This window comes from Capnocytophaga bilenii, from assembly GCF_017565765.1.
GTDB lineage: Bacteria > Bacteroidota > Bacteroidia > Flavobacteriales > Flavobacteriaceae > Capnocytophaga > Capnocytophaga bilenii.
In genome coordinates this window covers 1-26257 of the sequence record NZ_JAGDYP010000009.1, presented here as the reverse complement: position 1 = coordinate 26257, position 26257 = coordinate 1, and the positions used below count along the sequence as shown (strand labels likewise).

At 40.1% G+C, this 26257-nt stretch carries 19 protein-coding genes and 1 pseudogene; 12 read left to right on the top strand and 8 right to left on the bottom strand.

What is annotated here, in order from left to right; all coding sequences use genetic code 11:
* Position 1 precedes the first annotated feature (1 nt).
* Both pheS and J4N46_RS10825 read right to left on the bottom strand, forming a co-directional pair.
* On the bottom strand, positions 2-1024 hold the full coding sequence (pheS, locus tag J4N46_RS10830) for a phenylalanine--tRNA ligase subunit alpha (RefSeq protein WP_208059306.1): 1023 nt from the start codon (positions 1022-1024) through the stop codon (positions 2-4).
* Positions 1025-1292: 268 nt separating this feature from the next.
* Positions 1293-2669, bottom strand: a complete 1377-nt coding sequence (locus tag J4N46_RS10825; protein ID WP_208059305.1) for an anaerobic C4-dicarboxylate transporter — start codon at positions 2667-2669, stop codon at positions 1293-1295.
* A gap of 317 nt (positions 2670-2986) precedes the next feature.
* Here J4N46_RS10825 and J4N46_RS12880 point away from each other — a divergent pair, with 317 nt between their 5' ends.
* From J4N46_RS12880 to tsaB, 9 genes are all read left to right on the top strand, one after another.
* Entirely contained in the window at positions 2987-3118 is a 132-nt protein-coding gene (locus J4N46_RS12880) for a hypothetical protein (protein ID WP_255351822.1), read from the top strand.
* The gene (locus J4N46_RS10820) at positions 3105-3293 is read left to right on the top strand and encodes a hypothetical protein (RefSeq protein WP_208059304.1); all 189 of its coding nucleotides are present in this window, start codon (positions 3105-3107) and stop codon (positions 3291-3293) included. The genes J4N46_RS12880 and J4N46_RS10820 overlap by 14 nt, the downstream gene beginning before the upstream one ends.
* A gap of 198 nt (positions 3294-3491) precedes the next feature.
* A complete protein-coding gene (locus J4N46_RS10815; protein ID WP_208059303.1) occupies positions 3492-4379 on the top strand; it encodes an RHS repeat domain-containing protein in 888 nt (295 codons plus the stop codon).
* Positions 4380-4438: 59 nt separating this feature from the next.
* On the top strand, positions 4439-7321 hold the full coding sequence (locus J4N46_RS10810; RefSeq protein ID WP_208059302.1) for an ATP-binding protein: 2883 nt from the start codon (positions 4439-4441) through the stop codon (positions 7319-7321).
* A 10-nt stretch (positions 7322-7331) separates the two neighbouring features.
* On the top strand, positions 7332-8060 hold the full coding sequence (locus J4N46_RS10805; protein WP_009415186.1) for a 3'-5' exonuclease: 729 nt from the start codon (positions 7332-7334) through the stop codon (positions 8058-8060).
* A 101-nt stretch (positions 8061-8161) separates the two neighbouring features.
* Positions 8162-9052, top strand: coding sequence for a fructose bisphosphate aldolase (locus J4N46_RS10800; protein WP_009415187.1), 891 nt, complete (start codon positions 8162-8164; stop codon positions 9050-9052).
* A 224-nt stretch (positions 9053-9276) separates the two neighbouring features.
* Complete coding sequence (locus tag J4N46_RS12875) at positions 9277-11064, top strand: hypothetical protein (RefSeq protein ID WP_208059301.1); 1788 nt, start codon at positions 9277-9279, stop codon at positions 11062-11064.
* Positions 11064-11735, top strand: a complete 672-nt coding sequence (gene rsmI / locus J4N46_RS10790; protein WP_009415189.1) for a 16S rRNA (cytidine(1402)-2'-O)-methyltransferase — start codon at positions 11064-11066, stop codon at positions 11733-11735. The genes J4N46_RS12875 and rsmI overlap by 1 nt, the downstream gene beginning before the upstream one ends.
* Before the next feature lie 14 nt (positions 11736-11749).
* On the top strand, positions 11750-12385 hold the full coding sequence (gene tsaB / locus J4N46_RS10785; protein ID WP_208059300.1) for a tRNA (adenosine(37)-N6)-threonylcarbamoyltransferase complex dimerization subunit type 1 TsaB: 636 nt from the start codon (positions 11750-11752) through the stop codon (positions 12383-12385).
* A gap of 13 nt (positions 12386-12398) precedes the next feature.
* On the opposite strand, the gene rimO is transcribed toward tsaB, so the two are convergent.
* The 6 genes from rimO to J4N46_RS10755 all read right to left on the bottom strand — a co-directional run bounded on the left by rimO (position 12399) and on the right by J4N46_RS10755 (position 22655).
* Positions 12399-13706 (bottom strand): 30S ribosomal protein S12 methylthiotransferase RimO, encoded by a 1308-nt coding sequence (gene rimO / locus J4N46_RS10780; RefSeq protein ID WP_208059299.1) that lies wholly within the window; start codon positions 13704-13706, stop codon positions 12399-12401.
* Between the two features lie 174 nt (positions 13707-13880).
* Complete coding sequence (locus J4N46_RS10775; RefSeq protein WP_208059298.1) at positions 13881-18146, bottom strand: cobaltochelatase subunit CobN; 4266 nt, start codon at positions 18144-18146, stop codon at positions 13881-13883.
* 98 nt (positions 18147-18244) lie between these two features.
* The gene (locus J4N46_RS10770; protein WP_208059297.1) at positions 18245-20017 is read right to left on the bottom strand and encodes a hypothetical protein; all 1773 of its coding nucleotides are present in this window, start codon (positions 20015-20017) and stop codon (positions 18245-18247) included.
* Between the two features lies 1 nt (position 20018).
* Complete coding sequence (gene rfbC / locus J4N46_RS10765) at positions 20019-20561, bottom strand: dTDP-4-dehydrorhamnose 3,5-epimerase (protein WP_009415194.1); 543 nt, start codon at positions 20559-20561, stop codon at positions 20019-20021.
* Positions 20562-20564: 3 nt separating this feature from the next.
* Positions 20565-21716 (bottom strand): alpha/beta hydrolase-fold protein, encoded by a 1152-nt coding sequence (locus J4N46_RS10760; protein ID WP_208059296.1) that lies wholly within the window; start codon positions 21714-21716, stop codon positions 20565-20567.
* 114 nt (positions 21717-21830) lie between these two features.
* Positions 21831-22655 carry a thymidylate synthase gene (locus J4N46_RS10755; protein ID WP_208059295.1) on the bottom strand — a complete coding sequence of 275 codons (825 nt, stop codon included), beginning with the start codon at positions 22653-22655 and terminating at the stop codon, positions 21831-21833.
* A 558-nt stretch (positions 22656-23213) separates the two neighbouring features.
* On the opposite strand from J4N46_RS10755, the pseudogene J4N46_RS13020 reads away from it, so the two are divergent.
* The 3 genes and pseudogenes from J4N46_RS13020 to J4N46_RS10740 all read left to right on the top strand — a co-directional run.
* A pseudogene (locus J4N46_RS13020) lies at positions 23214-23402 on the top strand (IS1595 family transposase); the annotation flags it as partial.
* A gap of 584 nt (positions 23403-23986) precedes the next feature.
* Positions 23987-24997 (top strand): IS110 family RNA-guided transposase, encoded by a 1011-nt coding sequence (locus J4N46_RS10745; RefSeq protein ID WP_208059294.1) that lies wholly within the window; start codon positions 23987-23989, stop codon positions 24995-24997.
* A gap of 504 nt (positions 24998-25501) precedes the next feature.
* Positions 25502-25867 carry a hypothetical protein gene (locus J4N46_RS10740; protein WP_208059293.1) on the top strand — a complete coding sequence of 122 codons (366 nt, stop codon included), beginning with the start codon at positions 25502-25504 and terminating at the stop codon, positions 25865-25867.
* The last annotated feature ends 390 nt before the right edge of the window (positions 25868-26257 follow it).

The following is a 26257-nucleotide window of genomic DNA, read 5'->3' as shown; positions in this document are numbered from 1 at the left end:
ATTAATAAGCACTTTTGAATTGTTCTAAGAATCTAGTGTCGTTTTCATAGAACATACGAATATCGCCAATTTGGTATAGCAGCATAGCAATACGTTCAATCCCCATACCAAAAGCAAACCCACTGTACTCATTGCTATCTATATTACAGTTTTTAAGCACATTAGGGTCAGTCATACCACAGCCCATAATTTCCAGCCAGCCAGTACCTTTGGTAATGCGATAATCTACCTCGTTATTAAGCCCCCAATAAATATCCACTTCGGCACTTGGTTCGGTAAAAGGGAAATAGGAAGGGCGGAGGCGTATGCGTGATTTTCCAAACATCTCTTTGGTGAAGTAGAGAAGCGTCTGTTTAAGGTCAGCAAAAGAGACGCTTTTATCTATGTATAAGCCTTCTACTTGGTGAAACAAACAGTGCGAACGTGCAGATATAGCTTCGTTGCGGAATACACGCCCCGGAGATATAGTTCGGATAGGAGGCTGGTGATTTTCCATATAACGTATTTGCACCGAACTTGTATGAGTACGGAGTAAAATATCAGGGTTAGTTTGGATAAAGAAAGTATCTTGCATATCACGAGCAGGGTGATATTCAGGCAAGTTCAGCGCAGTAAAGTTGTGCCAATCGTCTTCAATTTCAGGCCCGTCAGAAATATCAAAGCCTATATTGGCAAAGATATTGAGAATTTCGTTTTTCACGATAGATATGGGGTGGCGAGTGCCTATAGTTGTAGGAGCTGCAGGACGAGTAAGGTCACTATGGTGAATAGGAGTGTTGTTTTGGTTTTCAAAAAAAGTACGTAGTTCCTGAACTTTGGCTTCAGCTTTATTTTTAAGTTCGTTTACTACCTGCCCAAAGGTCTTTTTTTGGTCGTTGGGAACATCTTTAAAAGCAGTGAAAAAGTCGTTTAAAAGCCCTTTTTTTCCAAGATATTGAATGCGAAACTGTTCTAGTTCCTCTTTTGTTTTGGCTTTAAAATCGTCTATTTTTTGAAGGTGTTCTTTTATAATATTGATCATCATAACAATAGGTCGTTTGCTTTAAGTTTTCAAGAGGCAAAGGTACAAAATAATTTTGAATGATAAACGATGAATAATGATTTTTTTAACACTATATCTTTTAGGCTCTTTTAGCTTGTTTTTAGCGCAGAAATTTCAAGCCTTTGTTTCTATTCTTGTAGTTATTTGATAACACAGAAAAGCATTAGGCTGTCCAAAAAGTCTTTTATATTGTAAAGAAGATTTGTAAATCGCCCTCACACAACAAAACTTTTCAGACAGCCTTTCTGTACTATTTCATCAATACCTCTGCCAAGGCGATACCCACAACACAAGCCACCGATACAGCTATGAGTCCTGGCACCATAAAGCTGTGATTAAAGTAGTATTTCCCTATCTTTGTAGTACCTGTAGGGTCAAAATTTACCGTAGCAATATCCGAAGGATAGTTAGGTATAAAAAAGTAAGCATAAGTTGCTGGCATAATACCTATGAGCAGCGGCACAGGCAAGTTCATAGCTATAGCTATAGGCAACATCATCTTAGCGGTAGCCGCTTGGCTGTTCACAACTACTGAAACAGCAAAAAGCGCAAAGATAAACGTCCAAGGGTACGCTTGCACCATTGCCGTAATCCCATCCTGAAAGTTAGGCATAGCATAAGTAAAGTAAGTATCACTCATCCAAGCAATCCCGAAAATAGCAATACAAGCCACCATTCCCGATTTAAACACAACCCCTTCAGGTACCAGTTTTACAGGCGTTTTACAAGTAATAAGAATAATCCCACCAAAGCAAAGCATTATCATCTGGATAATAATCCCCATAGGTACCGTATAAGCGATACTTATATTATTTTCTTTTATCATAAAAGTACGCACTTCAGGCAATAGAGCTAAAGCCACAATCACCACTATTGATGATAAAAATATGTACACCGCATTTTTTGCCGACTGAGGTATCACCTCATTCAAAGTCGTCTTGCTGCTATTGAGAATTTGCTCGCGGTATATAGGGTCTTGCAAGCGGCGTTGGTATTCAGGGTCTTTTTCCAATTCCTTACCACGTTTGCTACTATAAAGGCACATTGCCAATAACCCCAAGAAAGTTGCAGGTAGCGTAACCGAAAGAATATTCAGCAAAGTTAGGTTTTCACCCCCCTGCAAATGAAACAAATTCAGTAGCTCCTTACCTAAATAGACCGTTACTACTGCCGATATAGGGCTAGCTGTCATCGCCAATTGCGAGGCTACCGAAGCAGCTGCCATAGGGCGTTCGGGGCGAATTTTGTTCTTCAACGCTATATCACCAATAATAGGCATAATAGAGTATACAGCATGCCCCGTACCAAGCATAAAAGTAAGAGTGTAAGTAGCGATAGGACCCAAAAAAGTAATCTGTTTAGGGTTCTTTCGCAACACCCGTTCAGCCACCTGCAGCATAAATTTCAGCCCACCAGCAGCCTCCAAAATAGAAGCACAAGTAACCACTGCTAAAATAATCAACATTACCTCAATAGGCGCAGAGGCAGGAGGCATCCGAAAAACAAACACCTCTATAATGAGTCCTATCCCCGATACGACTCCCAAACCTATTCCCCCGTAGCGGCTGCCTATGTACAGCATTACCAGCAAGAATAGAAATTCAAGTACTAATACATATGTATCCATAAAACATAATTTTTTATAGAAAGAAATTATCTTTCATTAAGTTACTTTTTCAGCCAACAAAGGTACAAAACAATTGTAAATCAAATATAAATTAGTAACGTTTTTTTTCGTTTTATTTACTATTTATTTTCTTTTCAAAGTAACGTTAAATAATGATAAAACACACCTCCTCTACAAATACTTTACAGCCAATTCCAGCTCCAATACAAAACCAATTTTCATAGCACCTTGCATACCCTTTCCCTTACTACATAAGGCTTGGCAAGGGTACTGATGGCAAATTTTGCATATTTACGAGCATAATAAAAAAACTAAAAATGGCAGATATTGCATACTTTTTGGCTGAAAATGCAAACTCTACTTCCAAAAACCACCGTACCTTTGCACCAGAAAATAAGAGGTATTTTTCCTCATCAAAGAAAAAATCACTTTCTAATGGAAACAAATAAAAAAATAGCAAACCAACAACAAACTAACCTTCATTTTTGCGATGAACGGGTAGAATTGTTAGATACCATTAGAGAAATTGTGAAAATTGAAGTAGATAAACGTATTGACAAGCTTAAAGAAGATAAAAAAGAAGACTTGCCTCCTCAAGATACTTTTTTCATTAAAACAAGTTAGGACGTATATGAGAACCAATTGCCGCACATTACGTGGAGGAAGAGGATTGATATGAACATCTGGCGTTGGTTCTCAATGTCCTAATGAAAAAACAGCATAAAAGTAAAATTTGTCATTTTTTTGCTAATTTGTTAATTACCAGTTTGCTAATTTGCTACTTTTTATTATCTTTGCTGCAAAATTAACATTACTTTTTTAATGAAACACATTTTTTCAGTACTAGCACTTATTCTTGGCGCAGGCTCTTTTAGCTCTTGCACCCTTAATAGCTCATCACAATCGGCAGAAAAAGAGCAAATTACCAACCCTACCCATTGGCAAACTAACAACCTCAAAGGCAAGGTAAAAACCATCAAAAAAACAGTATACGCCACCAATAGCACCAACGGAAGGCTCGGCGTAAACGAATATGATGAAGATGAAGACCCCATACACATAGTACAGTACAACACCGATGGTTACATCACCAGCGAGGTATATTACAACGCCAAAGAAGAATGGACAAGAAAAATTAAAAATACTTATGACCAGCAGCATCGCCTTGTAGAGCAACAAACCCTCTACAAAGACGACCCCAACCCCTATTACGAAAAAAATACCTACGATGCACAAGGCAATTTGCAACAAGTAATCCTGCACAACCTCGACAAAACCACCGATACCATCTCCTACCAATATCAGCAGCTAACAGATGGCAAAAAAGTAACCCAACTAAACGACTTTTATAAAAGTTTTTCCAAAATAGAGCGACTTTACAACAAACAAGGTTTGCTCACCCAAGAAACCGCCTACAACGGTCAGCATAAAGAAGAAGAAACCCTATTTACTTACAACGAAAAGGGGCAGTGCACACACGAAAAAACCTATTACAACTACGGCAAAGAACAGTATATACAAAGTGATTATACGTATGACAAATACGGTAATGTCCTAGAAATCAAAACATCAGGAAATAATACCGCTATGAATTATTATACCGAAAAACACCAATATACCTATGACGAACAAGGAAATATCGTAAAAGATGTTTTACAAGATAGCGATACACAACGCACTGTAATATACGAAATTACGTATTATCAGTAAATAATTTTGAATGCTCAGTTCTAAATAGCCAATTCTGAATATCAAACAACGAATATGAGATGAAAAGTGAAAAATATGCTACTACAACAGCTTTATCTCAGCTAGTATTTATTGTTATAACTCTATTTATAATAGCTTGTAACAATAAAGAAACAAATACAAACGCTGAAAAACAACGAACACTGATAGAGAAAAAACTCAATCACTTTCTTTCAGCCGATTCGTTGGCGCCGATACAGCGACAAATGGAGGCAGAAGGCAATAAAATAGGAAGTGTTATTGCACTTCGCGAATGGGGGCGTATGCTTCGCAACGAAAGTAGATTTGACGAAGCACTACGTGTCCACAGCGAAGGAATGCACCAAGCCGAAGCCTTACACGACACCATCGAGTGGGTCAGAGCACTCAACAACATAGGCACAAACTACCGAAGACTCGGTATTTTAGATGCCGCACAAGAATACCACTACCTCGCTTGGAAAATAAGCGAAGCAAGCACCGACACCTCCTTCCAAGCCAAAAAAAATCGCGTAATATCACTCAACGGGATGGGAAATATATATCTCACCCTCAACAACTACGAGAGTGCCGATAGCGTCTTCCGAAGAGCCCTAGCTGGTGAAATAGAACTACGAAGCCTCTACGGGCAAGCCATCAACTATGCCAATATAGGCTCTATCTTCAAAAATAAAGGACAAATAGACTCTGCCAACATCTACTACAAACGCTCAATGGAACTCAATACCAAAGCTAAAAACAATATAGGTATCGCTATTGGGCACACCTATTTTGGCGAAATAAACGAACTTGAAGGCAATTATGATGAGGCATATCAAGAGTACCAAAAAGCACTTGAAATAATGAAAGCCTCAAAAGATGACTGGCACGCCCTCAATACCCTTTTGGCAATTGCTCATATCGATTATGTTACAGGAAAAGAAGACGTCGCCCTCGCTAACCTTACCAATGCCGAAGCAACCGCTCGAAAAATAAAATCAAAAGAACACCTTGCCGACATCTATCACCTTTACTACCTCGTATATCAAAAACAAGGAAACTACCAAGCAGCTCTCCAAAAACACCTCCAATCTACCATCTACCGCGATAGCGTAGTAGGCGCTGAAAAAATGAACCGAATACAAAACGTAAGCCTAAATATAGAACGCCGCCGGCAGATGGAGCAAATGAAAAACGCCGAACAACAAATCGAAAAAGAACGATCTCGAAAATATACCATCATCGGCATCTCTGCCTTCGTATTACTGCTGATGTTCATCTCATTAGCAATGCTCAACTACGTACAACGCATACGCGCTCGCAACTACTTAGCACTCAAAAAAATGAACCTGCTGCGCGAAAACTTTTTTACTAATATTACCCACGAATTCCGAACGCCACTCACCGTCATATTAGGACTAAGCCACGACATCGCCAATAACCCCGAAACCGATCAAACTACAAAAGAAAAAGCCAACAACATACAAAAACAAGGCAAAAACCTTTTGCAGTTCGTAAATCAACTATTAGATATTTCAAAAATTAAATCAGCCGTAGGCGACCCCGACTGGCGAAAAGGCGACATCTCTGCCTATATCGCTATGATTGTGGAAAGCTACCGCGATTATGCCCAAAGCAAACAAATTCACCTCCAATTCGTCTCCCACAACCACATCTTTACAGCCTTTGTGCCCGATTATATCAATAAAATAATGAACAACTTGCTGTCCAACGCATTCAAATTCACACCCCAATACGGTAGCGTAACAGTAACTATTAAGCAGCAAAACAATAACATACAGCTTGAAGTAACCGATACAGGTGCAGGTATCAGTCAATCTCACCTCCCACACCTATTCGAAATATTTTACCAAGCAGGCAACAATAGTAATACCATAGGTTCAGGCGTAGGACTTTCACTTGTAAAACAAATTGTAGATGCCATTGAAGGAACAATCACCGTCAAAAGTACCGAAGGCAAAGGAACATCCTTTCTTATTACTTTCCCCACCAAAGAAGCCAAAGCATCACTCGCTCAACTAAACGATATAAGCGAGAATACGCCCATATTACCACAAGAAAAAACAGAACTAAAAGACAGCCCAACCAACAATGACAACATACAACGCATTCTCATCATCGAAGATAATACCGATGTAGCTGCCTATATAGCAAGCCAGTTGGGTAACAACTACGCTATTTACTACGCTATCAACGGTGTAAAAGGACTTGAAAAAGCCAAAGAACTCGTCCCCGACCTTATCATTACCGACCTGATGATGCCCGAAATGAACGGATTAGAAGTCTGTAAAAAAGTACGAAAAAATGAGATTATAAGCCATATCCCTATTATTGTTATCACAGCAAAAGTTACCGAAGAAGAACGCGTAGAAGGCTTCAAAGCCGGAGCTGATGCCTACTTAGCAAAACCTTTCAACAGCCAAGAACTACAAATGCTGGTAGAAAAACTATTAGAACAACGCCAAAATCTCCGACAAAAATACTTGCAATGGGCTATCGAGAGCACCGCAGAAACTGCCCATAAAGCAACTGATGAAAACCAAAGCGATACCTCAGCAACCAACATCGTATCACAAGAACAACAACGCGCCGACCAGCAATTCCTTGCCAAAATGGTAGATTATATCTACCTGATGCTCGATAAAGATGTAGAAATAGATGTCCCCGTGATGGCAGAAAAAATGTGTATGAGCACAAGGCAATTCTATCGCAAAATAAACGCACTCACAGGTCACAGCCCACAAGCCTATATTACACGCGTAAAGATACATAAAGCAAAACAACTATTAGATAAAAACCCCGATATGCCCTTAAAAGAAGTCGCTGAACTATCAGGCTACACCGATTATTCAAGCTTCATAAGAGCATTTAAAAATTTAGAAGGTATCACACCCACACAATACACCCGAAAAATCGAAGAATAACCCAAAAGTAATGCTACACAAAATAAACTTACAAAATATACTCTTTTTAGATATAGAAACCGTCCCGCAGAATGAAAATTACCAACAATTATCAGCAAGTGAGCAAGAATTGTGGGAAGAAAAAACCAAATATGTACGAAAAGAAGAGATTTCAGCCGAAGAATATTACCATAGAGCAGGTATTTGGGCAGAATTTGGTAAAATAGTATGTATATCAGTAGGATATTTTGTGTTTAAGTACCAACAACGCACTTTTAGAGTTACTTCATTCGTAGGAGAAGAAAAAAAAATACTGAAAAACTTTGCAGTAATGTTGGATAGTTACTTTTCGCAACCACAACACCTGCTCTGTGCCCATAACGGCAAAGAATTTGATTTTCCTTACATAGCCAGACGTATGATAATCAACCGTATAGCCATACCACAAAAATTGCAACTATACGGCAAAAAACCTTGGGAAATACCCCATTTAGACACGCTGGAACTATGGAAATTTGGTGATTATAAACATTACACCTCCCTGAAACTTTTAGCACATATATTGGCAATACCTTCACCAAAAGACGACATCGATGGCAGCCAAGTGCGAGAGGTGTATTATCAGCAAAATGATATAGACCGCATCGCTACCTACTGCGAAAAAGATACTATCACTGTAGCCCAAATACTACTGCGTTTTCGCAACGAACCCATACTCACCGATGATGAAATATTGATAGTGGTAAATGAGAGAGACTGAGCGAAGAATAACAAAAAAATATTTGTTATTTCAATTATATTTAATATCTTTGTAGCGATTTTTTAACAATTACTCCTTTGTAGGAAAAATAATAATAAACTATGAAAAAAGAACAATTAGAACAGATGCGCAGTAGCAAAGGATTTGTTGCAGCACTCGACCAAAGTGGCGGTAGCACTCCCAAAGCCCTAAAACTTTACGGAGTAAATGAAGATGAGTACAACGGCGAAGAAGAAATGTTCGACCTTATTCACCAAATGCGTACCCGTATCATCAAAAGTGCCGCTTTTAACAGCGAAAAAATAATCGGCGCTATCCTTTTTGAACAAACTATGGATAGAAAAATTGATAATAAATTTACTGCCGACTATCTGTGGGAAGAAAAACACATAGTACCCTTCCTAAAAGTAGATAAAGGTCTTGAAGAACTTGACTTAGACGGAGTACAACTGATGAAACCTATCTCTAATCTTGCCGATTTGTTACGCCGTGCCAATGTGCGTCATATTTTTGGTACCAAAATGCGTTCAGTAATCAAAAAAGCAAGTCCAGAAGGAATAGAACGTGTGGTAGCTCAACAATTTGAGGTAGCTCATCAAATTATTGAAGCAGGATTAGTGCCTATCATTGAACCTGAAGTAGATATCAACATCCCCGATAAATCACGTGCAGAAGCTATTTTGGCTGACGAACTTAGAAAGCACTTAGACCGCTTGCCAGAAACTCACAACGTGATGCTAAAGGTTACCCTGCCTACTATCAACAACCTATATAAAGAATTTACCAAACACCCTCGTGTAGTGCGAGTAGTAGCTCTTTCGGGAGGTTATAGCCGTGAAAAAGCCAATGAACTTTTGGCGCAAAACAAGGGGGTAATAGCCAGCTTCTCACGTGCCCTTAGCGAAGGCTTATCAGCCAAACAAACCGATGCCGATTTTGATGCTACTTTAGCAAAAAGCATTCAAGGCATTTACGAAGCTTCTGTAAAATAGTTAATTAGTAGTTAAATTGCTGTATAAACTTTGGCAAAGTCTTGAATTTTGCCAAAGTTTTTTTATATTATATTTTGTGCTACTTCTTCAAATTGTGCTATCCGCTCACAACTAAAAACAAATTACTAAAGACTAAATGTTAATTATTGGGGTATAATTGTTAATTTTTAGTGGATAATTGGTATTTATTTTGTACCTTTGCCACATCAAAACCCACTAACGAAATGAAAGAGGCATTAGAACAAGAATTAGTAAATTTTGCTAAGGAAATCATAGCTCACCAAGGGCAATTAAATATCTCAAAGATGCGTCAGCAAGCCCTACGTTTGACCGACAAAATCACTATATTGGGGTTTGTTGAGAAGTATTATCAAACACTAAAGGCTTCCGAAGAACGTATGCTTTATACGATGCGTAAGGTTGCTTCATTTATAGAAGAACATCAGGAAGAAGATATTTTTAATATAGATACAGATGTTACAGAAATTGAGCCGCTAAATATTCAGTTGAAAAAAGAGGAGACGGCACCAGTGGCATTTGTAGCTATGGAACCTGCTCCTATAACAAAACAATCTGCACCAGCTCCAGCGGCGGCACAACCAACGTCACCGCCAGCATTTACCGCTCCAGCAGCGCCACCACAGCCTCAACAACATACAGAACCTGCATCTGCGCCTGCACCAACACCAGCAGCGGCACAACCAACGCCACCGCCAGCTTTTACTGCTTCAGCAGCGCAACCACAGCCTCAGCAACATACAGAACCCACACCTGCGCCAGCTCCAGCTCCAGCAGCGGCACAACAACCTCAACAACATACAGAACCTGCATCTGCGCCTGCACCAGCTCCAGCAGCGGCACAACCAACGCCACCGCCAGCTTTTACTGCTCCAGCAGCCCAACCACAACCTCAACAACATACAGAACCTGCATCTGCGCCTGCACCAGCTCCAACAGCGGCACAACCAACGCCACCGCCAGCATTTACCGCTCCAGCAGCGCCACCACAACCTCAGCAACATACAGAACCTGCTCCTTATAGAGAACCTCTTTATTCAATACACGCTAAACAAGACCCTCGCGATGAAACTGAAGAAGAACAAGAAGCACGCATAGAAAAAGTATTACAGCACGTTTTTGAAGCTACACAAGCATTCATACCCGAAGCGATGAAATATAAGCCTTTCCCTCAAGAAGAAGAGGAAGAAGGTGTGGCACACGAGCCTAAAGATTTCCCTACTGAACCAGAAGCACAACCATTTTTTGCGGCAGCAGCTAAACCAGCAACTCCTGCCAGCACCCCCACAGCACCCCCACCAGCTTCTGTAGCCAAAGAACCTGAAGCTGAAAAGCCTCATAATCACAATCCGTTTGAGGCAATGGCAGAACAGTTTATACAGCAACACGTTCAAGAACAAGCAGCGCAACAAAAACAACAACAAGCAGCGCAACAGCATTTGCACGAACAAATGCAGCATAACCCATTTGGAATAAATAATGCTACACCCAATACTCCTTTTGGGCAGCCAACAGCTGCACCAGCAGCACAACCTCAGCCGTTAGAAAATCCTTTTGCAGCAACAGCCAATCAGGATAATGTAAAAACGAGCTGGGCAATGAACATAGATCAGCCTTCGTCACAAAACATAGCGCAGCCACAGTCTGCCGCACGACAAACTCCTTCGTTAGAAGAATTTTTGTCTCAAAAGGCAAAAACAGCTTCCTTTGAAAGGAAGAACCCTGAAGAGCCCAAACCTACACAGTCGCTAAACGACCGTTTTAGCAAGGCAATACAGATAGGTCTCAACGACAAACTTGCCTTTGTACAAAAATTGTTCTTCGGTAGTGAAAGTGAATACAACAAGGTATTAAAACACCTTGAAGAGTTGCATACACTTGAGGAGGCAGCCGTGTACATACAGCAGCAGGTAAAACCTACTTACAATCATTGGAAAGGCAAAGAAGAATATGAGGAGCGCTTCTTAAGCCTCATATTACGCCGCTTTGAATAATGAGCAAATTGTATTTGATCCCTACACCCATCGGGAATTTAGAAGATATTAGCCTCAGAGCCTTGCGTTTGCTGGGCGAAGTAGCTGTCATATTGGCTGAAGATACACGCACTAGCAGTAAGCTACTGAAGCATTACAATATAAACACCCCTATGCAAAGCTACCACCTTTTTAATGAACACAAGGTGGTAGATAGCTGGGTGCAGCGTATCAAAGGAGGTACTACAGTTGCCCTAATTACCGATGCAGGTACGCCAGCCATTTCCGACCCAGGCTTTCTTCTTGCAAGAGCTTGTATTGCCGAAGAGGTAGCCGTAGAATGCCTGCCAGGGGCTACAGCTTTTGTACCTGCCTTAGTGAATAGTGGCTTGCCTGCTGAACGTTTTACCTTTGAAGGCTTTCTGCCTGATAAAAAAGGACGGCAAACACGCCTACAGCAATTAGCCGAAGAGCAACGTACAATGATTTTCTATGTTTCACCTCACAAACTTCTAAAAACCTTAGCAGATTTTATTACTACCTTTGGTGCTGACCGCAAAGCGAGTCTCTCACGTGAGCTTACCAAATTACACGAAGAAACTTTAAGGGGAACTTTAGGGGATTTGCAATTGGCTTATACTGATAAGATTATTAAAGGAGAAATGGTGCTGGTAGTGGCAGGCAAGAAGTAAAACGCAACAGATAGATGATATTACATATAGAAACTTCGGGAGTTAATTGTTCGGTAGCTTTATCCAATGAAGGAATATTATTAGCAGAACAAACTGAAAATGCAGGGCGATTTACACATTCTGAACACTTACATTTATTTATAACAACAGTAATGCAGCAAGCAGGAATAACCTTCAGTGAGCTCAAAGCTATTGCGGTAAGTGCAGGAGCAGGTTCTTATACGGGCTTACGTATAGGGATAGCTACAGCCAAAGGTTTGTGTTTTGCCTTAAATATTCCACTGATAGCCATACCTACACTACAAATTATCGCTGCTCAAGCTCCTCACAATCCTATAATTATCCCAATGATTGATGCTCGCCGTATGGAGGTATATAGTGCGGTACTAAATGAGAAATATACTTTTATAGCTCCTACGCAGTCCGTTATCCTAAATGAGGAAAGTTATAGTGAATACCTCGCACAAGGGAAGGTTGTTTTCTTAGGCGATGGCAGTGATAAGTTTGCCGCTATCTGCAAGCACCCCAACGCAGAGTTTATCAGTGGCGTTTTCCCACAAGCTAAAGATATGATTCCTTTTGCTACTGAAAAGTACAAACTACAATCTTTTGAAAATACAGCTTATTTTGAGCCTCAATATCTAAAATAGCACTTCCTTACAATTAAACTTGTTGAGGCTCACCATAGAGGTCGTAATCGGTGGCATCTATAATCTTTACGTCTACAAAATCACCAATTTTTACATAGTGCTTCTTAGCATCAATGAGTACTTCGTTATCTACATCGGGTGAGTCGTATTCGGTACGACCAACAAAGTGGTTCCCCTCTTTGCGGTCTATCAGGCAACGGAATGTTTTGCCTACTTTCTCTTGGTTGAGTTCCCACGATATTTGTGATTGTATCTCCATTATTTCATTAGCACGAGCCAGCTTTACCTCTTCGGGTACATCGTCTTCCAACTGGTAGGCTGTAGTATTCTCCTCGTGACTGTAGGTAAAGCAACCCAAACGCTCAAAGCGCATTTCTTTTACGAAGTCTTTTAGAGCATCAAAGTCGGCTTGGGTTTCCCCTGGGTAGCCAACTATTAGGGTAGTGCGTATTGCCATTTGGGGCATTGCTTCGCGGAGCTTGTGTAGTAATTTAGTAGTTTTAGCCTGTGTAGTACCGCGTTTCATACTCTCCAAGATAGGGTCGGAGATGTGTTGTAGGGGTATATCTAAATAATTGCAGATTTTAGGTTCGTTTTTCATCACCTCAATCACGTCCATAGGGAAGCCTGTAGGGAAGGCGTAATGAATGCGTATCCATTCTATGCCTTCTACCTTTACAAGAGCACGAAGTAAGTCGGCAAGGGCGCGTTTTTTGTAGAGGTCGAGCCCGTAGTAAGTAATATCTTGCGCTATGAGTATCAGCTCTTTTACACCTTTAGCGGCAAGTTTTTCAGCTTCAGTAACAAGTGCTTCTATGGGGGTAGAGATGTGTGCCCCACGCATCAGTGGGATTGCACAAAAACTACACGGACGGTCGCAGCCTTCCGATACTTTCAGGTAGGCGTAGTTTTTAGGGGTAGTAGTGAGGCGTTCGCCTATAAGTTCGTGTTTATAGTCAGCGCCCAACACTTTTAGCAAGGCAGGAAGTTCACTAGTGCCAAAATATTGGTCTACATCGGGTATTTCTTTTTCTAAATCAGGCTTGTAGCGTTCTGAAAGGCAGCCCATTACAAATACTTTATCCACTAAGCCAGCTTCTTTCTGTTGTACGTAATCTAAAATAGTATTGATACTTTCTTCTTTGGCGTTGTTGATAAATCCGCAGGTATTGATAACCACGATATTACCTTCTTTTTCGTGTACTACGTTTTTACCACCTGCTTTTAGTTGTCCCATCAGCACTTCGCTGTCGTATACGTTTTTAGAGCAGCCGAGAGTTACTACATTTATTGTGTTCTTTTTGATACTTCTTGTTCGCATTTTATAGAAATCTTGAAACAGGCTGCAAAGATACGAAAATAATGTTTAATGATTGATGTTTAGTGATTAATGAGTACGCTTAAGAAAAACTTTGGCAAAGGTTAGTAGCCTCTTGTGCCACCACCTTTGCCAAAGTGTGTAAGTAAATATTTTTGAAAAAATCGTATACTATATTTAGCTTCGTTTTCTTCGTTTTCTTACAAAGATTACGAGGGCTACAAAGGCTACAACTACGCCTATACCTATCCAAAGAGCACTAAATGATACTTTTTTCTGTTCACCTGCAGGATTTACCTCTTCTTTCTTGAGGAGTTTGCTATTTTTGCCATCTACCGCTTCTTGCTTGCCTTGCTGAGATTTAGCCAACTGTTGTTGGTAGGCTTTTGCATTCTCGGCAGTAGCTTTTTGCGCTATATAGGCTTGCAACTTCTTGTTTTCCGATGAAAATTGTGATGAGCTCACTCCGTATTGTTGGGTGAGGGTAGTGTGCAAATCGGCTAAATGAGCTATTTGTGCTGCAGAGGCTTTCCACATTCCTTTACGGGTAGCTTCAAGCATTACGGCAGAAACTTCTTGCAAGGCTGCCACGTTTTCTTTCTTGATAAAGTCGGTAATGCCCAATTGCTGTTTGTCTTCTATATAAGTGTTGTACACTTCGTTCCAAAGCGCATCGTCTATCAGTTCAGGGCGTGTAGCTTCCCAGCCGTGCATATTGGTTACTATTTCGGCTATTTGTCCTGCGCTGGAGGCTTTCCCTTTCATCATTTCCTTGATGTATTTAGGGTTGAGGATAGTACTGCGAGCCTCTACGCCTACAGCTTCTTTCAGCTCTTGCACGTGCATATTTTTATGGTTGCGATAGTCAGCAAGATAAGCATCGGGGTCTTTACCGGTAACTTCTTTAATTGCAGCGTTCATACCGCCCATAAACTCGTATACGTGGTCGAGGCTCAAGGCGCCCCAAGTATTGTTTTGGCGAGGCTGTATAAGCACATCAGCATTCTTGATAGCAGCGCGGAACATACCTTCTTGAAACTTGCTCCACTCCTCTTGGCTTCCGTAAAAAGCCCCCATATTGTGCAAATACACCTGTGCAATGTCCTGTTGTGTTTCCCACTTGTCGCCTGCGTTGATAAGCTCTTTGATGCCTGTATCGTAACGTCCTTGCAAGCCACCAAAAATACGGCGAGTAGCCATTTCGCGTGCTTCTTTAGGAGGTACACCTGCTTGTACCAACTCTTTTTCTATATCTACAGAGCCCGCGCTCACCTCGTTGGCGTACTTCTCTTCAGGCAAGGCTGATACCATCTCTATCGCCTTGTTCAGCAAGAAAAGACGAGAGGCTGCCAAATCGCGAAACTGACCAGAGGTTTGTATAACCACATCTATACGTGGTCTGCCGAGTTCTTCAGAAGGAATCACGCGCACATCGCCCACGCGCCCAAAGGTATCCCAAACGGGTTCTACCCCCAGCATATAAAGAGCCTGTGCTATGGATACCCCTTCGGTTTCTATAAATTCAGAACTCCAGAACGTATAAGCTATTTTTTTAGGATATTCGCCGTGTTTGTTTTTGTATTCATTGATTACGTTATCGGCAAGGGCAACGCCTCTGTCCCACGCTAATTTAGAAGGAGTACTTTCGGCATTTATCCCATAAAGGTTACGCCCTGTAGGTACGCCGTTGGGGTTGGCTACCGCATCGCCTCCTGATGAAGGTGGTGTATAGCCGCCGTTGAGGGCATTGATAAAGGCTTGTAGTTCACGTTGCGGACTTTCTTGTAGTCCTTTTTGGTAGCGTACTACGTTGGTAATGGTTTTTTCTATATCCACTAGTGCCCTTGCGTGGTCTATTTTAGCTTTTTTAGCATTGATAGCAGCCAGCTCTTCAGGGGTAAGCGGTTTGCGGTCTTCTTTTTTAACAGGAGCTTTTATTTTGGTAGGGCGACCTACGGCATCGGGTTTCTTGCCTGTGTGGGTAGCTGTAGCAGCCATAGTAGCCGTTTGGGTTGCAGCAGCCGTAGCGGTAGCCGTTTTGCCTTTGTTGGCTTCGCGTTGTAGCTGTTGGCGCAAGAAGTATGGCATTTTGCCACCTTCTTCCGTCTCTATTGTTTCTTTGGCTTTTTGAAGCTCCTCGGGGGTGATGTGAGCATAATCACATATAAAGGCGGTAGTAACCTCTTTGCCTGCCAAAATTTGCTGTACTAAGGCTTTGGCAGGATTTAGATAATGAGCGGTAAAGAAAGCCTTGCGCTTCAGGTCTTTTTCGGTTACTTTGCCTTTGTGCTTATCAAGAGTGGCAAGGCTGTAAGCAATAGGGTCGGCACTCATTGCTAGAACGGTAGAGTTAATTTTATCAGGACTATAAGGTACACCTGTTATATAAAATTCACCGTTGATTTTTTCTGTAGCAATTTCTTCGGCAAAGTTTTCAAGTTTAGTAATTTCGTCATCGGTATAAGGCTTGGTAAGAATACTATCCAAGCGCAAATCGCGGTGCAAGCCCATACTTACGGCTAACTTTTTAATGTGTAGCCCTATGGCTTGTTTATCGGTAGGATTTTTAGATTTTTCGTATGAAAGGAAGGTTTTTTCAAGCTCGTTGAAAGTGTTGCGCATATCGCTCTCGGTGAAAGCAGGGGTAAGGTATGAAACGATACCACCGTAAGAGCGGCGTTTAGCTATCATTGCCTCACCTATATTGCCAATGGTGTAATAGTAGAAGTGAGGCACGGTACCTACACAAATGTCTGGCCAGTCATAATCGGAGAGGGCAACTTGCTTATGAGGCGTAAATTCCAGCGATCCGTGTGTGCCAAAGTGGATAAGCGCATCGGCTTTTAGCCCGTTTTGTACCCACATATAAGCACCAAAATAAGCATAAGGAGGTATTTCTTGCACCCCGTGTTGCACTTTGAAGTCGTCTTCGGTACTTACAGCAGCTGGTGGTTGCGGTAGGATAGTGATATTGCCCAATGTAAGTTGCGATACGGCTAAATAGTCTTTGCCGTTTTGGGTAGTACTCAGATAAGTACCAGGAACAGCTCCATTGTGGGCTATCACTTGCTGGTAAAGGGTAGGGGGGAGTGTTTGTTGCATCCAGCTGGTTAGCTGGTTAGCTTCCACCAAGGCAGGTTTGCCTTGTGCGAAAAACTGTTCTATGTCGCCTTTGGCGTTGCCGCGGTAGGTATTGGCGTGCGTGAGCAGAAGCTGCTTAAAGTTTGCAAGGGAAGGCAGTTGCCCTACGTTATAGCCTTGGGCTTGTAGTTGTTGCAAGAAGTTGTAAATTGATTCTTCTACCTCTAAGCCTTGTGCTGCGGCAGGGTTCAGCCCTATTCCTTTAAAATACACAATAGCCAGCTTTTTGTCGCCATTGGCTTTGTGTTTTAGCTGGGTGAAGTTGTGAATGATTTTAGCAAACTTTTTGGCGCGGTTTTCTATAGCATTCAAAAAGTAGTAGCCGTCTTTGTTCTTTTCTTCAGCTATTACCACGTAGGGGTAGAGGGCGCCGTCTAATTCGGGCATTACGATAGTTTGCCCCATAAAGCCTCCTGCCATTCCCATTGGGTCTTTTTCCCAGTCTTCTTTCATTGATAATACCGATAAGCCTGTGAATAGCGGCACATTGTGCTGTTTAGCCCAATTGATGTAGCTTTCGGGATTGCCCATCATCATTTGTCCGTGAGGGAAATAAACAACGGCATCAGGCTTGATAGCTTCTAAAAACTCTATGCGCTTGCCTTGTGATGTGAAAGGGTACACGTTCATACCCTCATCTTGCAAGGCTTTGATAACGCCATTCAGGTGTTCTTTGTTACCACCAAAAGGCTCGTGCAAGCCCGCTACCATTGCAATGCGTGGAGCGCCTTCTTTATAAAAATTATTTTGCTTTAAATACGTTTCAAAATCGGGAAGATTGTCAAATGAGCGTTCATCGTCTAAGTGGAAGTATACGTTTTCTTTGCGCTCAATAGGGGCTGAGGGTTCGGTAGCAAACCATTTGCGGTCTATGTATTTACGCACATAGCGCGCCAAGTTTTGGTAATTGGTTTTGTTGGCACTTTCTAAGTAAGAAGTTACTTTTTTCAGTTCGGTTTCGCTAAGGCTACTAATATCGTTATCGGGGTTAGTAACGGCAAAGCTGTGAAAAGGAACGCGGTTGGCAGCCTCTATCAGCTGGTTGCGCTGCTCATCACTAATTTTCAAGCCCATAGCCCACACCAGCACAAAATCGTATTTCTTAAGCTGGTCTAATTGGTCTAAAGGCACTTCTTCGAACTTGATAAACTTATCTTCGTTAGATAAGGCAATGTTTGAAGCCTGATAGCTCACAAAATTTACTAAGGCAATGCGCGTTGTAGCTATGTAGTTGCGCCATACCATATAGCCCCCAAAAGCTACTATAGCAAGGGCTAACAACATTAATATTCTCTTTTTCATACTTATGTAATGATTAACACTTATGGCTAATGATTAATTTTGCCGCAAATATATAAAATAATTCTGAATAAGAGAATATTTATTTTTATTTTAACACTTTAGGGATAAGCTACCCAATACATTTGATTGTTTATCTCGAAGAATAAATGGTATTGTGTCCCTACTTTCAGCACTCTTAAGTCTCTGATATACCCACTTTTTTCAAAAGGTGTAGGCAAATAATAGAAGATTTCTTCAGGCTTGCCTATGGGTTGAAAATCGCTCTTGCTAAGGCGTTGTTTTTTTATAATATAGAAACACCCATTTTCTGTTACGTAAAAATAATCTATTCCTTCCGTATCTACCACTGCCATTGCCGTACCCTTCCCATAGGGGGTCTTTGTTTTAATAGTGCGTGAGGGACTTTCTATGGTGTAAAACTCTAAGATATCATCGTTTTTATCGGTGTAAAACTGCTGCTTGTCCCAGCTGAGGTATTGAGGTCCCCATTGAAACTTTTCTCCTAAAACAACTTGTTCTACCAGCTCGGTACCGTGTATCCGTAGGTGATATACTTTTTTGTCTATTTCTGTGCACCATATAAAGTCATCGGTAGTTTGCATTTCGGGGTAATTTAAGTAGTGTCTGTTTGTTTCTTTAGGATTACCCAATAGCTTGCTTAAAGGCACAATACCCAAAATATTACCCGTTTTGGTACTGAGGGTAAGTACGTACATATCTCTGTTCTTAGAGTTGTAGTCTTTGTATAGTACATACAGATAATTAGGGGTAGCATAGCTGTATTCTACATAGTTTTTGTTAGTTTTAGAGGGATCTCGTTTCTTATCAGAAGGTTTTTGGTAAGGGTATACATCTTTTTGGGCTACCTCTTTGTAATAATAAGCCGTGTCATTGGCTACAGGCACGTATTTAGACCATAAAAAGTATTCCGAAACGGCGTATAAAGTATCTTTTTCGGCATAAAAAGCCGGAAACCAATTGGAATAGGATTGTTCATTATTGAAAATATACCCCTTTTTCACCTCCTTAGTGCGAGGTGAAAGCTGAAGTATATGAGGTGTTTTATTTTTTTTACTGGGCTTGTAGTTAATAACGTAAATTTTTTGCTGGGCGGCATCTGCTGTAATTAGGTCGCACCTGATGTCAGGCAACACGGTATAATGCTGTTCAAGAGGTGCAATCGTAAGGTTTTGCAGCCGTTGCCACCATTCTTTCCAGTCTTTTTTCAGCGGAAATTGTGGCAGTGGTAGCAAGCCTTCGGCAAATTTCTGTACCCTATCCATATTGTTATGAGCTATCCACCCCAGTAGCCTATTTTCGGTACGTGTTTCATCGTCTTCATCGGCTACTGTTATAGTTTCTTTGCTATCCAAGCAGTCTATCCAGTAATCAATATCGCGAAAATCATACTTGTAGCTGCTTTTTACTTCTAGTTCACTTTCATTGAGTGTCTTTTTTTGTGCAATAGCCTCCCTCAGTCCGCTTTCTTTATCAGCAACGATTGTAATTTTCTTGCCATCTAAGGTGAAAGTAGCTTTTTTGCTGTAATAACAATGCTTTGCGTTGGGAATAGCGGTAAGTTCAAACTCAATAGGGGTATTTTCTGGCAAGCGAAAATCGTCCATTAACAATGCAATAAGAATCCTGTCTGTTCCTATCTTTTTGCGTTCTTTTTCTTGTAGTGGCACTATCAAAGCTTGGCGAGGCAGTTCTACCTTACCTTTTTCCATTACAAAAATAGTACATAGCATTGTTACGTCCAAATCCTTTGTTTCTTTATGAGAGGTTAGTTCGGTAATTACAGACGATAGCAATTGTGCCTCGCTGTAAAAACAGCTAAAAGCAAAAAGTATAAACAGTATTCTTTTCATATCAAAATGTTAGTTCTGCAAGTAGTGGTGCTTTTTTATCTTTTTCAGAGAGGAGGATATCGCCCAAAGGCAATTGCCAATTGATGTTTATTTGCGGGTCGTCCCAGCGCACGCTTCCTTCAGCTTGCGGTGCGTAGTAATTATCACATTTATACTGAAATACAGCCTCTGGGCTCAGCACAACAAAGCCGTGTGCTAACCCCTGCGGAATAAAAAACTGACGCTTGTTATCCTCGCTTAGCAATACCTGTTCGTATTGCCCAAAGGTAGGCGAATCTTTACGCAAATCTACTGCCACATCCAATACTACCCCTTTTACTACGCGCACCAATTTAGATTGTGCATAGGGCGGTTTCTGAAAGTGTAAGCCACGCAATACCCCATAGGTAGAGCGTGACTCATTGTCTTGTACAAAAGTAACAGGAGCTACCAGCTCGTTGAATCGCTGTTGTGAAAACGATTCAAAAAAGTATCCGCGGTCATCGCGAAACACACGGGGTTCTATAATTACCACCCCCTCAATTTTAGTTTTTATTACGTTCATAGGTTATTTTTTTCCACCTCCTGCCGATTTCATACGGTTGATACGCTCGGTAATCAAATCACCGTTGATAAAATCGACATCAGGCTGTGTATATGATTTCTGATAAGCTTTTAAAGCCTTTTTAAAGTCACTTGTTTTTTCGTAGTATTCCGCCATAAAAAACTGAGGCATAGCCGTTTTGTCATAGCCATTTTCCTCCACGTATTTAGATAATTTCTTTAGCGACTCCCAGTCAGCAGCACTTTTTATAGCCGTATAGTCTGCCAAAATATCGTTAAGAGAAGGTTTTTTCTTAATGCCGAAATACTCTTCAATGGTATTGTATTTTTTCTCTAAGTATTCAAATATTCCTGTGCTCAGCGTTTCCATTTTGGTCTTGTATTCCTTGCCTCCAATGGGTTTATACACATCAAAACAAAGGTCGAGTGCCTCTGCCAAAGCTACTAATTTAGAAGCGTTTACAGTCATATTTTTCATATCCGAAAAATGATACTCTACCGATTCGTGAGCCGCTGTAGAGCGCATCGCTTTTTCAAAACGCGTAGCCGTTTCGTAATTCAGTTGGTTTTCCACACCTGGGGTTGCCATATAGTAAAAAATACGCTTCTTAAACCCCGTAGCAAAAACCTCAGCAAACTGTTCACCCATACGAGGGATAGTTGTAGGGTTTAAGCTTACGTACATATTGAACACAGGCTTTTCGGCAAGCAGATAATAGTTGATAAGAAAGGCAGCCTCTTCAGAAGCCACAATTCCTTTAAGCCCCGCTATCGGAAATTTCCCCTGTATGTAAGGCACCAATTCATTAGATACAAATTCAAAAAACCTCGCCGATTCGTTCATCGGGCGCGCTACCTCATCAATAATCGCCACATCGTCTAATTTCGCATCAAATACCCCTACCACTATACATTTAGGCATCTCCTTGAATTGTTCGTAGTAACGCACCATCGAGATGATAGGCTCCATAAGTGTTTCGGCATTCAGCACCACTATTAGCGGATAGCTCTGTTTGTCGGAATAATTGCTCGGCTTGTAAATACCTATTTTTTGTTTGCGTTCCATCTTTCCCGAAGAGAAAGATTCAGTAGTAAATTGCGCAAAAAGGCTTGGTAACACTACCAAACTGAGAATAAAAGTGCAAATCTTTTTCATTGCTGTAGTAATTTGTTAGAATAATGCCACAAATGAAAGAAAAAAAAGCCACATAGCCAACCTTTCATTATTATTTAACAAAAATTTAACGTTTATTACTACATTGTCACTTCATTACACCGATACCTCAGCCTTAATAGCAGGGTAAGGGTCGTAACCTTCTAAGCGAAAATCGTCATAACCGAAGGCAAAAAGATCAGTAATTTTGGGGTTTAGGTGCATTGTAGGCAAGGGGCGTGGAGTACGACTTAGCTGTAAGGCTACTTGCTCGCGGTGGTTATTGTAAATATGAACATCGCCAAAAGTATGCACAAAATCACCTAATTGCAATTGGCATACTTGGGCAATCATCATCGTAAGGAGTGCATAAGAGGCGATGTTGAAAGGCACTCCCAAAAACACATCGGCACTGCGCTGGTATAGCTGACACGATAGTTTGCCATCGGCTACATAAAACTGAAATAGCGCGTGGCAAGGAGGCAAGGCAGCTTTGCCATTGGCTACATTTTCAGCAAACGATTTGCCATTATCGGGCAATACCGAAGGGTTCCAAGCCGAAACGATAATGCGCCTGCTTTCGGGGTTGTGTTGCAGGGTGTCGAGCACCTGTTTTATTTGGTCGATAGCCTCGCCGTTCCAGTTGCGCCATTGCGTACCGTACACAGGACCTAAGTCCCCGTTAGGGTCAGCCCATTCGTTCCAGATACGCACCCCGTGATCGGTAAGGTATTTGATATTTGTATCGCCTTTCAGGAACCACAACAATTCGTAAATCACCGATTTGAGGTGAATTTTTTTGGTAGTAAGCAGCGGGAAACCTTCATTGAGGTTGAAACGCATTTGGTAACCAAAAACGCTCGTAGTACCCGTACCAGTACGGTCATCTTTTGAATAGCCATTATCGAGAATATGGCGCAATAAATCGTGATATGAAGTCATTGTATTTTTCTAAATAGGGCGCAAAGATAGGAAATAATTATTATATTTAGCTGTTAGTGATTAGTCCTTAGGCATTAGACATAAACCGCAAAAGTAATTAGTTGTTAAATTGAGGGAAGGTAAGGGGAAGGTAAGGGGAAGGTAAGAGGAAAGTAAGAGGAAAGTAAGGGGAAAGTAAGGGGAAAGTAAGGGGAAAGTAAGGGGAAAGTAAGAGGAAAGTAAGGGGAAAGTAAGGGGAAAGTAAGGGGAAAGTAAGGGGAAAGTAAGCGAAGGATAAGCGACTAAAACTTGTTCATTAAACATTATTTGAGGTGCCGAAATAATTTCATATATTTGCACTCTGAAAATTAATGTATTATGGAATTATTTAAGGGACAAAGCCTCTTAGAGTTTACTGAACGCTTTAAAACAGACTTAGATTGCGAAGAATACTTAACTTCCATAAAATGGGAAAAAGGGTATTGTTGTCCGTGAAGCTATGAAATCCAGTGAATCGCACAAAATGAATGATAGCGTTTAGGTTGATGAATTTACCATAGGAGGGAAAAGAGGAAGGAAATACACCAAGTAAAATCTTGGATAAGAGGTATATATTCTTGGGTATCAGAGTTTAACATAGACCGCTATTTAGCGGAATACAGTTTTAGAATTAATCGCTCACAGAGCAAAGATACTATTTTTAACAAATTAATAAAAAGAATTGTAGAGCGTTCTCCCATTTCCCAAAGTCAATTAGTATGTAGCTAAATAGACACCTCAAAAATTTTATTTCATTAACAATCAATACAAAATAGCTGCCCACTATTTTTCTTTATCCACCATAGAGATAAGCATTTTTTAAGCCTATAATGCGCTCTAAATAGTGCGAGGGGAATTGGTAAATTCTGAATTGTGAATTCTGAATTTTGAATTGTGGGACGGGTCTTTACTTTGCACCCTGAAAATAAGAAGTTATTTTCAAAGAAAAGCAGAGGAGAATAAAAGTCTGTTCATTCTGCCTCTGCCCGTTCTTTGAATACCCTGATTTTCAAAATAGAATGGTAAATAAAGACTTGAACAATCAGGGCTGGAATTGATTTGAAATGCAAAGTTATAAAATATTTTTGAAAATAATATCCTAATATAAAAGAAAAATAGTATTTTTATATTTCAAAGAAGTAACAGAGGTGAACTAGGAGGACGGGTTAAGATAACGTCTTATGTCTCACATTAGTCCTCTGCCAATTCTTTGATTTAAAGCCTTATTTTTAAATAGAATGGTAGACGTTAGGGTCTAATAAAGACTTTAGAAGCAAAGGCTTATTTTTAATATCAATAATCATATTTAGAAAATGAAAAACTATGTTCTTTTTACAGGAATTGATGTATCCAAAGACAAATTAGATATTTGTTATGTGGATAAAAATGGCAATGTATTAGGTTCAAAAGTAATTGACTATAAGCCTAAAAACATTAAATCTATTGTAAAGGATTTGGAAAGGTTAGGTTACAACCTGACTCAAACGCTTATTTGTTTTGAAAATACAGGGGTGTATTCAATCAAATTAGGTGAAGTGCTCTCTGAGCTAAATGCTTATTATAGTGAGGTTTCAGCTCTTGAAATTAATAAATCTAAAGGTATTACTAGAGGTAAAGATGACAAAACCGATGCTAAAATGATTGCTCTTTATGCCTTGAGAAATATTGATAAAATAGTGCTTTCAAAGGTAACGGATGAAGCTATACAGGAACTTAAACTTCTCTTTGCTGAAAGGGAAAAAATACAAAAGTCAATAACAAGTTTGAAAATGACCCAAGAGAATGAAGGACGGGTAAATAGCAAGGCTTATGAGAGTGTTCATAAAATAAATCAACAAACAAGAGTAGCTCTTAAAAATAGTCTAAAAGCTATTGAAAATGAAATAGAAAGGGTTTTTAAAGAGCATCCTGAATTGAAAAAGAATCGCGATTTATTGAAGAGTATAAAGGGAATTGGTACTATAATTTCGGCTTATTTAGTAATGATTACTCATAACTTTACTAAATTTAAAAATAGCCGTAAATTTGCTTGCTATTCGGGAATAGCGCCCTTTGAACATAGCTCGGGAAAGTCGGTAAGAGGAAAGACTCAAGTAAATCATTTTGCAAATAAAAAAGTTAAGGCTTTGCTGAGTATGGCGGTTCAGTCGGCTAAAAAATATAACTCTCAAATAAAGGCATATTTTGAGAAGAAGAAAGAGCAAGGGAAGCATATTTTGCTGATAAGCAATAACATAAAGTTTAAACTTGTAAATATTGCTTTTGCAGTAATCAAGAGAGGAACTCCTTATGTAGACATATATAAATATGCTACCGTAGCATAAGAGAAAAAAGAGTGTATTAATACTCTTAAATATTTGAATAACAATAAAATAATAGCTTAAATAAATTAGGCTATAGGTGATGTTTTGGGCAAAAATTTGTTCTAAAATACAAAAAAATCAAAAAAAATACCTTTTAAAATTTGGATATTAACATAGAATGTGCGACAAGTGGGACTTGTGCGACAAGTGGGACAAATGGGACAGGTAGGACAGGGAGAGAATTGTGAATTCTGAATTCTGAATTTTGAATTGCGGGACGCGTGGGCAATTATGGGAGCTATACGGTGTGAGCCACATGGGCGATTATGGGACTGGTAGGACGGGTGGGACAAATGGGACAAGTAGGAGAGAGAGAATTGTGAATTTTGAATTGGGCACAAGCTACAAGCTTGCGCCAGCGGGGGGTAATATATCATACTAACTCCAAAGAATTAAGAGATCATTATATAAAGATTTTTGAAGAAACAGGAATTACTAATTTTCAATTTAAAATAACAAAATAGTATGAATGACTATGTAAAAATATCAGGTTTTGAAAAGATTGAAGGTGTAGAAATACTATATTTACAAAAAACAGAGAAGTATGATTTTTTCAAAATAGTAAATGCACAAAAGCCTTTATTAGCGACAAAAGGGGGAGTCGTTGAAGATGGCTGTTTCATAATAACACCTGAAGGAGATATGTTTTTCTCTGTCCAATATCATTTGGATATAGAAGGATGGCGAAACCAACTAAAAAGAAGTGCTGAATTATTACATATATTGGTAGGCTGGATTGATAAGGAGTCTTTTATTCTATCAGATGGACGTTCTTACCTTCTAAGAGAGTGTGAGGTAACAACTGATTTTAAAAATCACTATAAAGGGTAATGTATCAGATATGTTGTTAAAATTACAACAACTTACTAATCAGTATAATACAAAAGAATTGCCCCACTATATTCCTTAACCCATCATAGAGATAAGCGTTTTTTAAGCCTATAACGCGCTCTAAATAGTGCGAGGGGAATTGGCAAATTATGAATTTTGAATTCTGAATTTTGAATTGTGAATTTTGAATTGGGCACGAGCTACAAGCTCGCGCCAGCGGGGGTATTACTATTGAGTTTGAATATGCTAATGGAGGGACACGCCCAACAAAAGTAACCTATACTGCTACAGCACCTAATGGAGAAAAACTATCGAAAGAATTTGAAAATTCACACTAAAATATATTAAAGATGAATGATTTAGAAATTGCAAAAAATGTAGTCGTAGATT

Coding starts and splice junctions, on each gene's coding strand:
- pheS (WP_208059306.1), bottom strand. CDS start 1,024: ATGATGATCAATATTATAAAAGAACACCTTCAAAAAATAGACGATTTT.
- J4N46_RS10825 (WP_208059305.1), bottom strand. CDS start 2,669: ATGGATACATATGTATTAGTACTTGAATTTCTATTCTTGCTGGTAATG.
- J4N46_RS12880 (WP_255351822.1), top strand. CDS start 2,987: ATGGCAGATATTGCATACTTTTTGGCTGAAAATGCAAACTCTACTTCC.
- J4N46_RS10820 (WP_208059304.1), top strand. CDS start 3,105: ATGGAAACAAATAAAAAAATAGCAAACCAACAACAAACTAACCTTCAT.
- J4N46_RS10815 (WP_208059303.1), top strand. CDS start 3,492: ATGAAACACATTTTTTCAGTACTAGCACTTATTCTTGGCGCAGGCTCT.
- J4N46_RS10810 (WP_208059302.1), top strand. CDS start 4,439: ATGAAAAGTGAAAAATATGCTACTACAACAGCTTTATCTCAGCTAGTA.
- J4N46_RS10805 (WP_009415186.1), top strand. CDS start 7,332: ATGCTACACAAAATAAACTTACAAAATATACTCTTTTTAGATATAGAA.
- J4N46_RS10800 (WP_009415187.1), top strand. CDS start 8,162: ATGAAAAAAGAACAATTAGAACAGATGCGCAGTAGCAAAGGATTTGTT.
- J4N46_RS12875 (WP_208059301.1), top strand. CDS start 9,277: ATGAAAGAGGCATTAGAACAAGAATTAGTAAATTTTGCTAAGGAAATC.
- rsmI (WP_009415189.1), top strand. CDS start 11,064: ATGAGCAAATTGTATTTGATCCCTACACCCATCGGGAATTTAGAAGAT.
- tsaB (WP_208059300.1), top strand. CDS start 11,750: ATGATATTACATATAGAAACTTCGGGAGTTAATTGTTCGGTAGCTTTA.
- rimO (WP_208059299.1), bottom strand. CDS start 13,706: ATGCGAACAAGAAGTATCAAAAAGAACACAATAAATGTAGTAACTCTC.
- J4N46_RS10775 (WP_208059298.1), bottom strand. CDS start 18,146: ATGAAAAAGAGAATATTAATGTTGTTAGCCCTTGCTATAGTAGCTTTT.
- J4N46_RS10770 (WP_208059297.1), bottom strand. CDS start 20,017: ATGAAAAGAATACTGTTTATACTTTTTGCTTTTAGCTGTTTTTACAGC.
- rfbC (WP_009415194.1), bottom strand. CDS start 20,561: ATGAACGTAATAAAAACTAAAATTGAGGGGGTGGTAATTATAGAACCC.
- J4N46_RS10760 (WP_208059296.1), bottom strand. CDS start 21,716: ATGAAAAAGATTTGCACTTTTATTCTCAGTTTGGTAGTGTTACCAAGC.
- J4N46_RS10755 (WP_208059295.1), bottom strand. CDS start 22,655: ATGACTTCATATCACGATTTATTGCGCCATATTCTCGATAATGGCTAT.
- J4N46_RS10745 (WP_208059294.1), top strand. CDS start 23,987: ATGAAAAACTATGTTCTTTTTACAGGAATTGATGTATCCAAAGACAAA.
- J4N46_RS10740 (WP_208059293.1), top strand. CDS start 25,502: ATGAATGACTATGTAAAAATATCAGGTTTTGAAAAGATTGAAGGTGTA.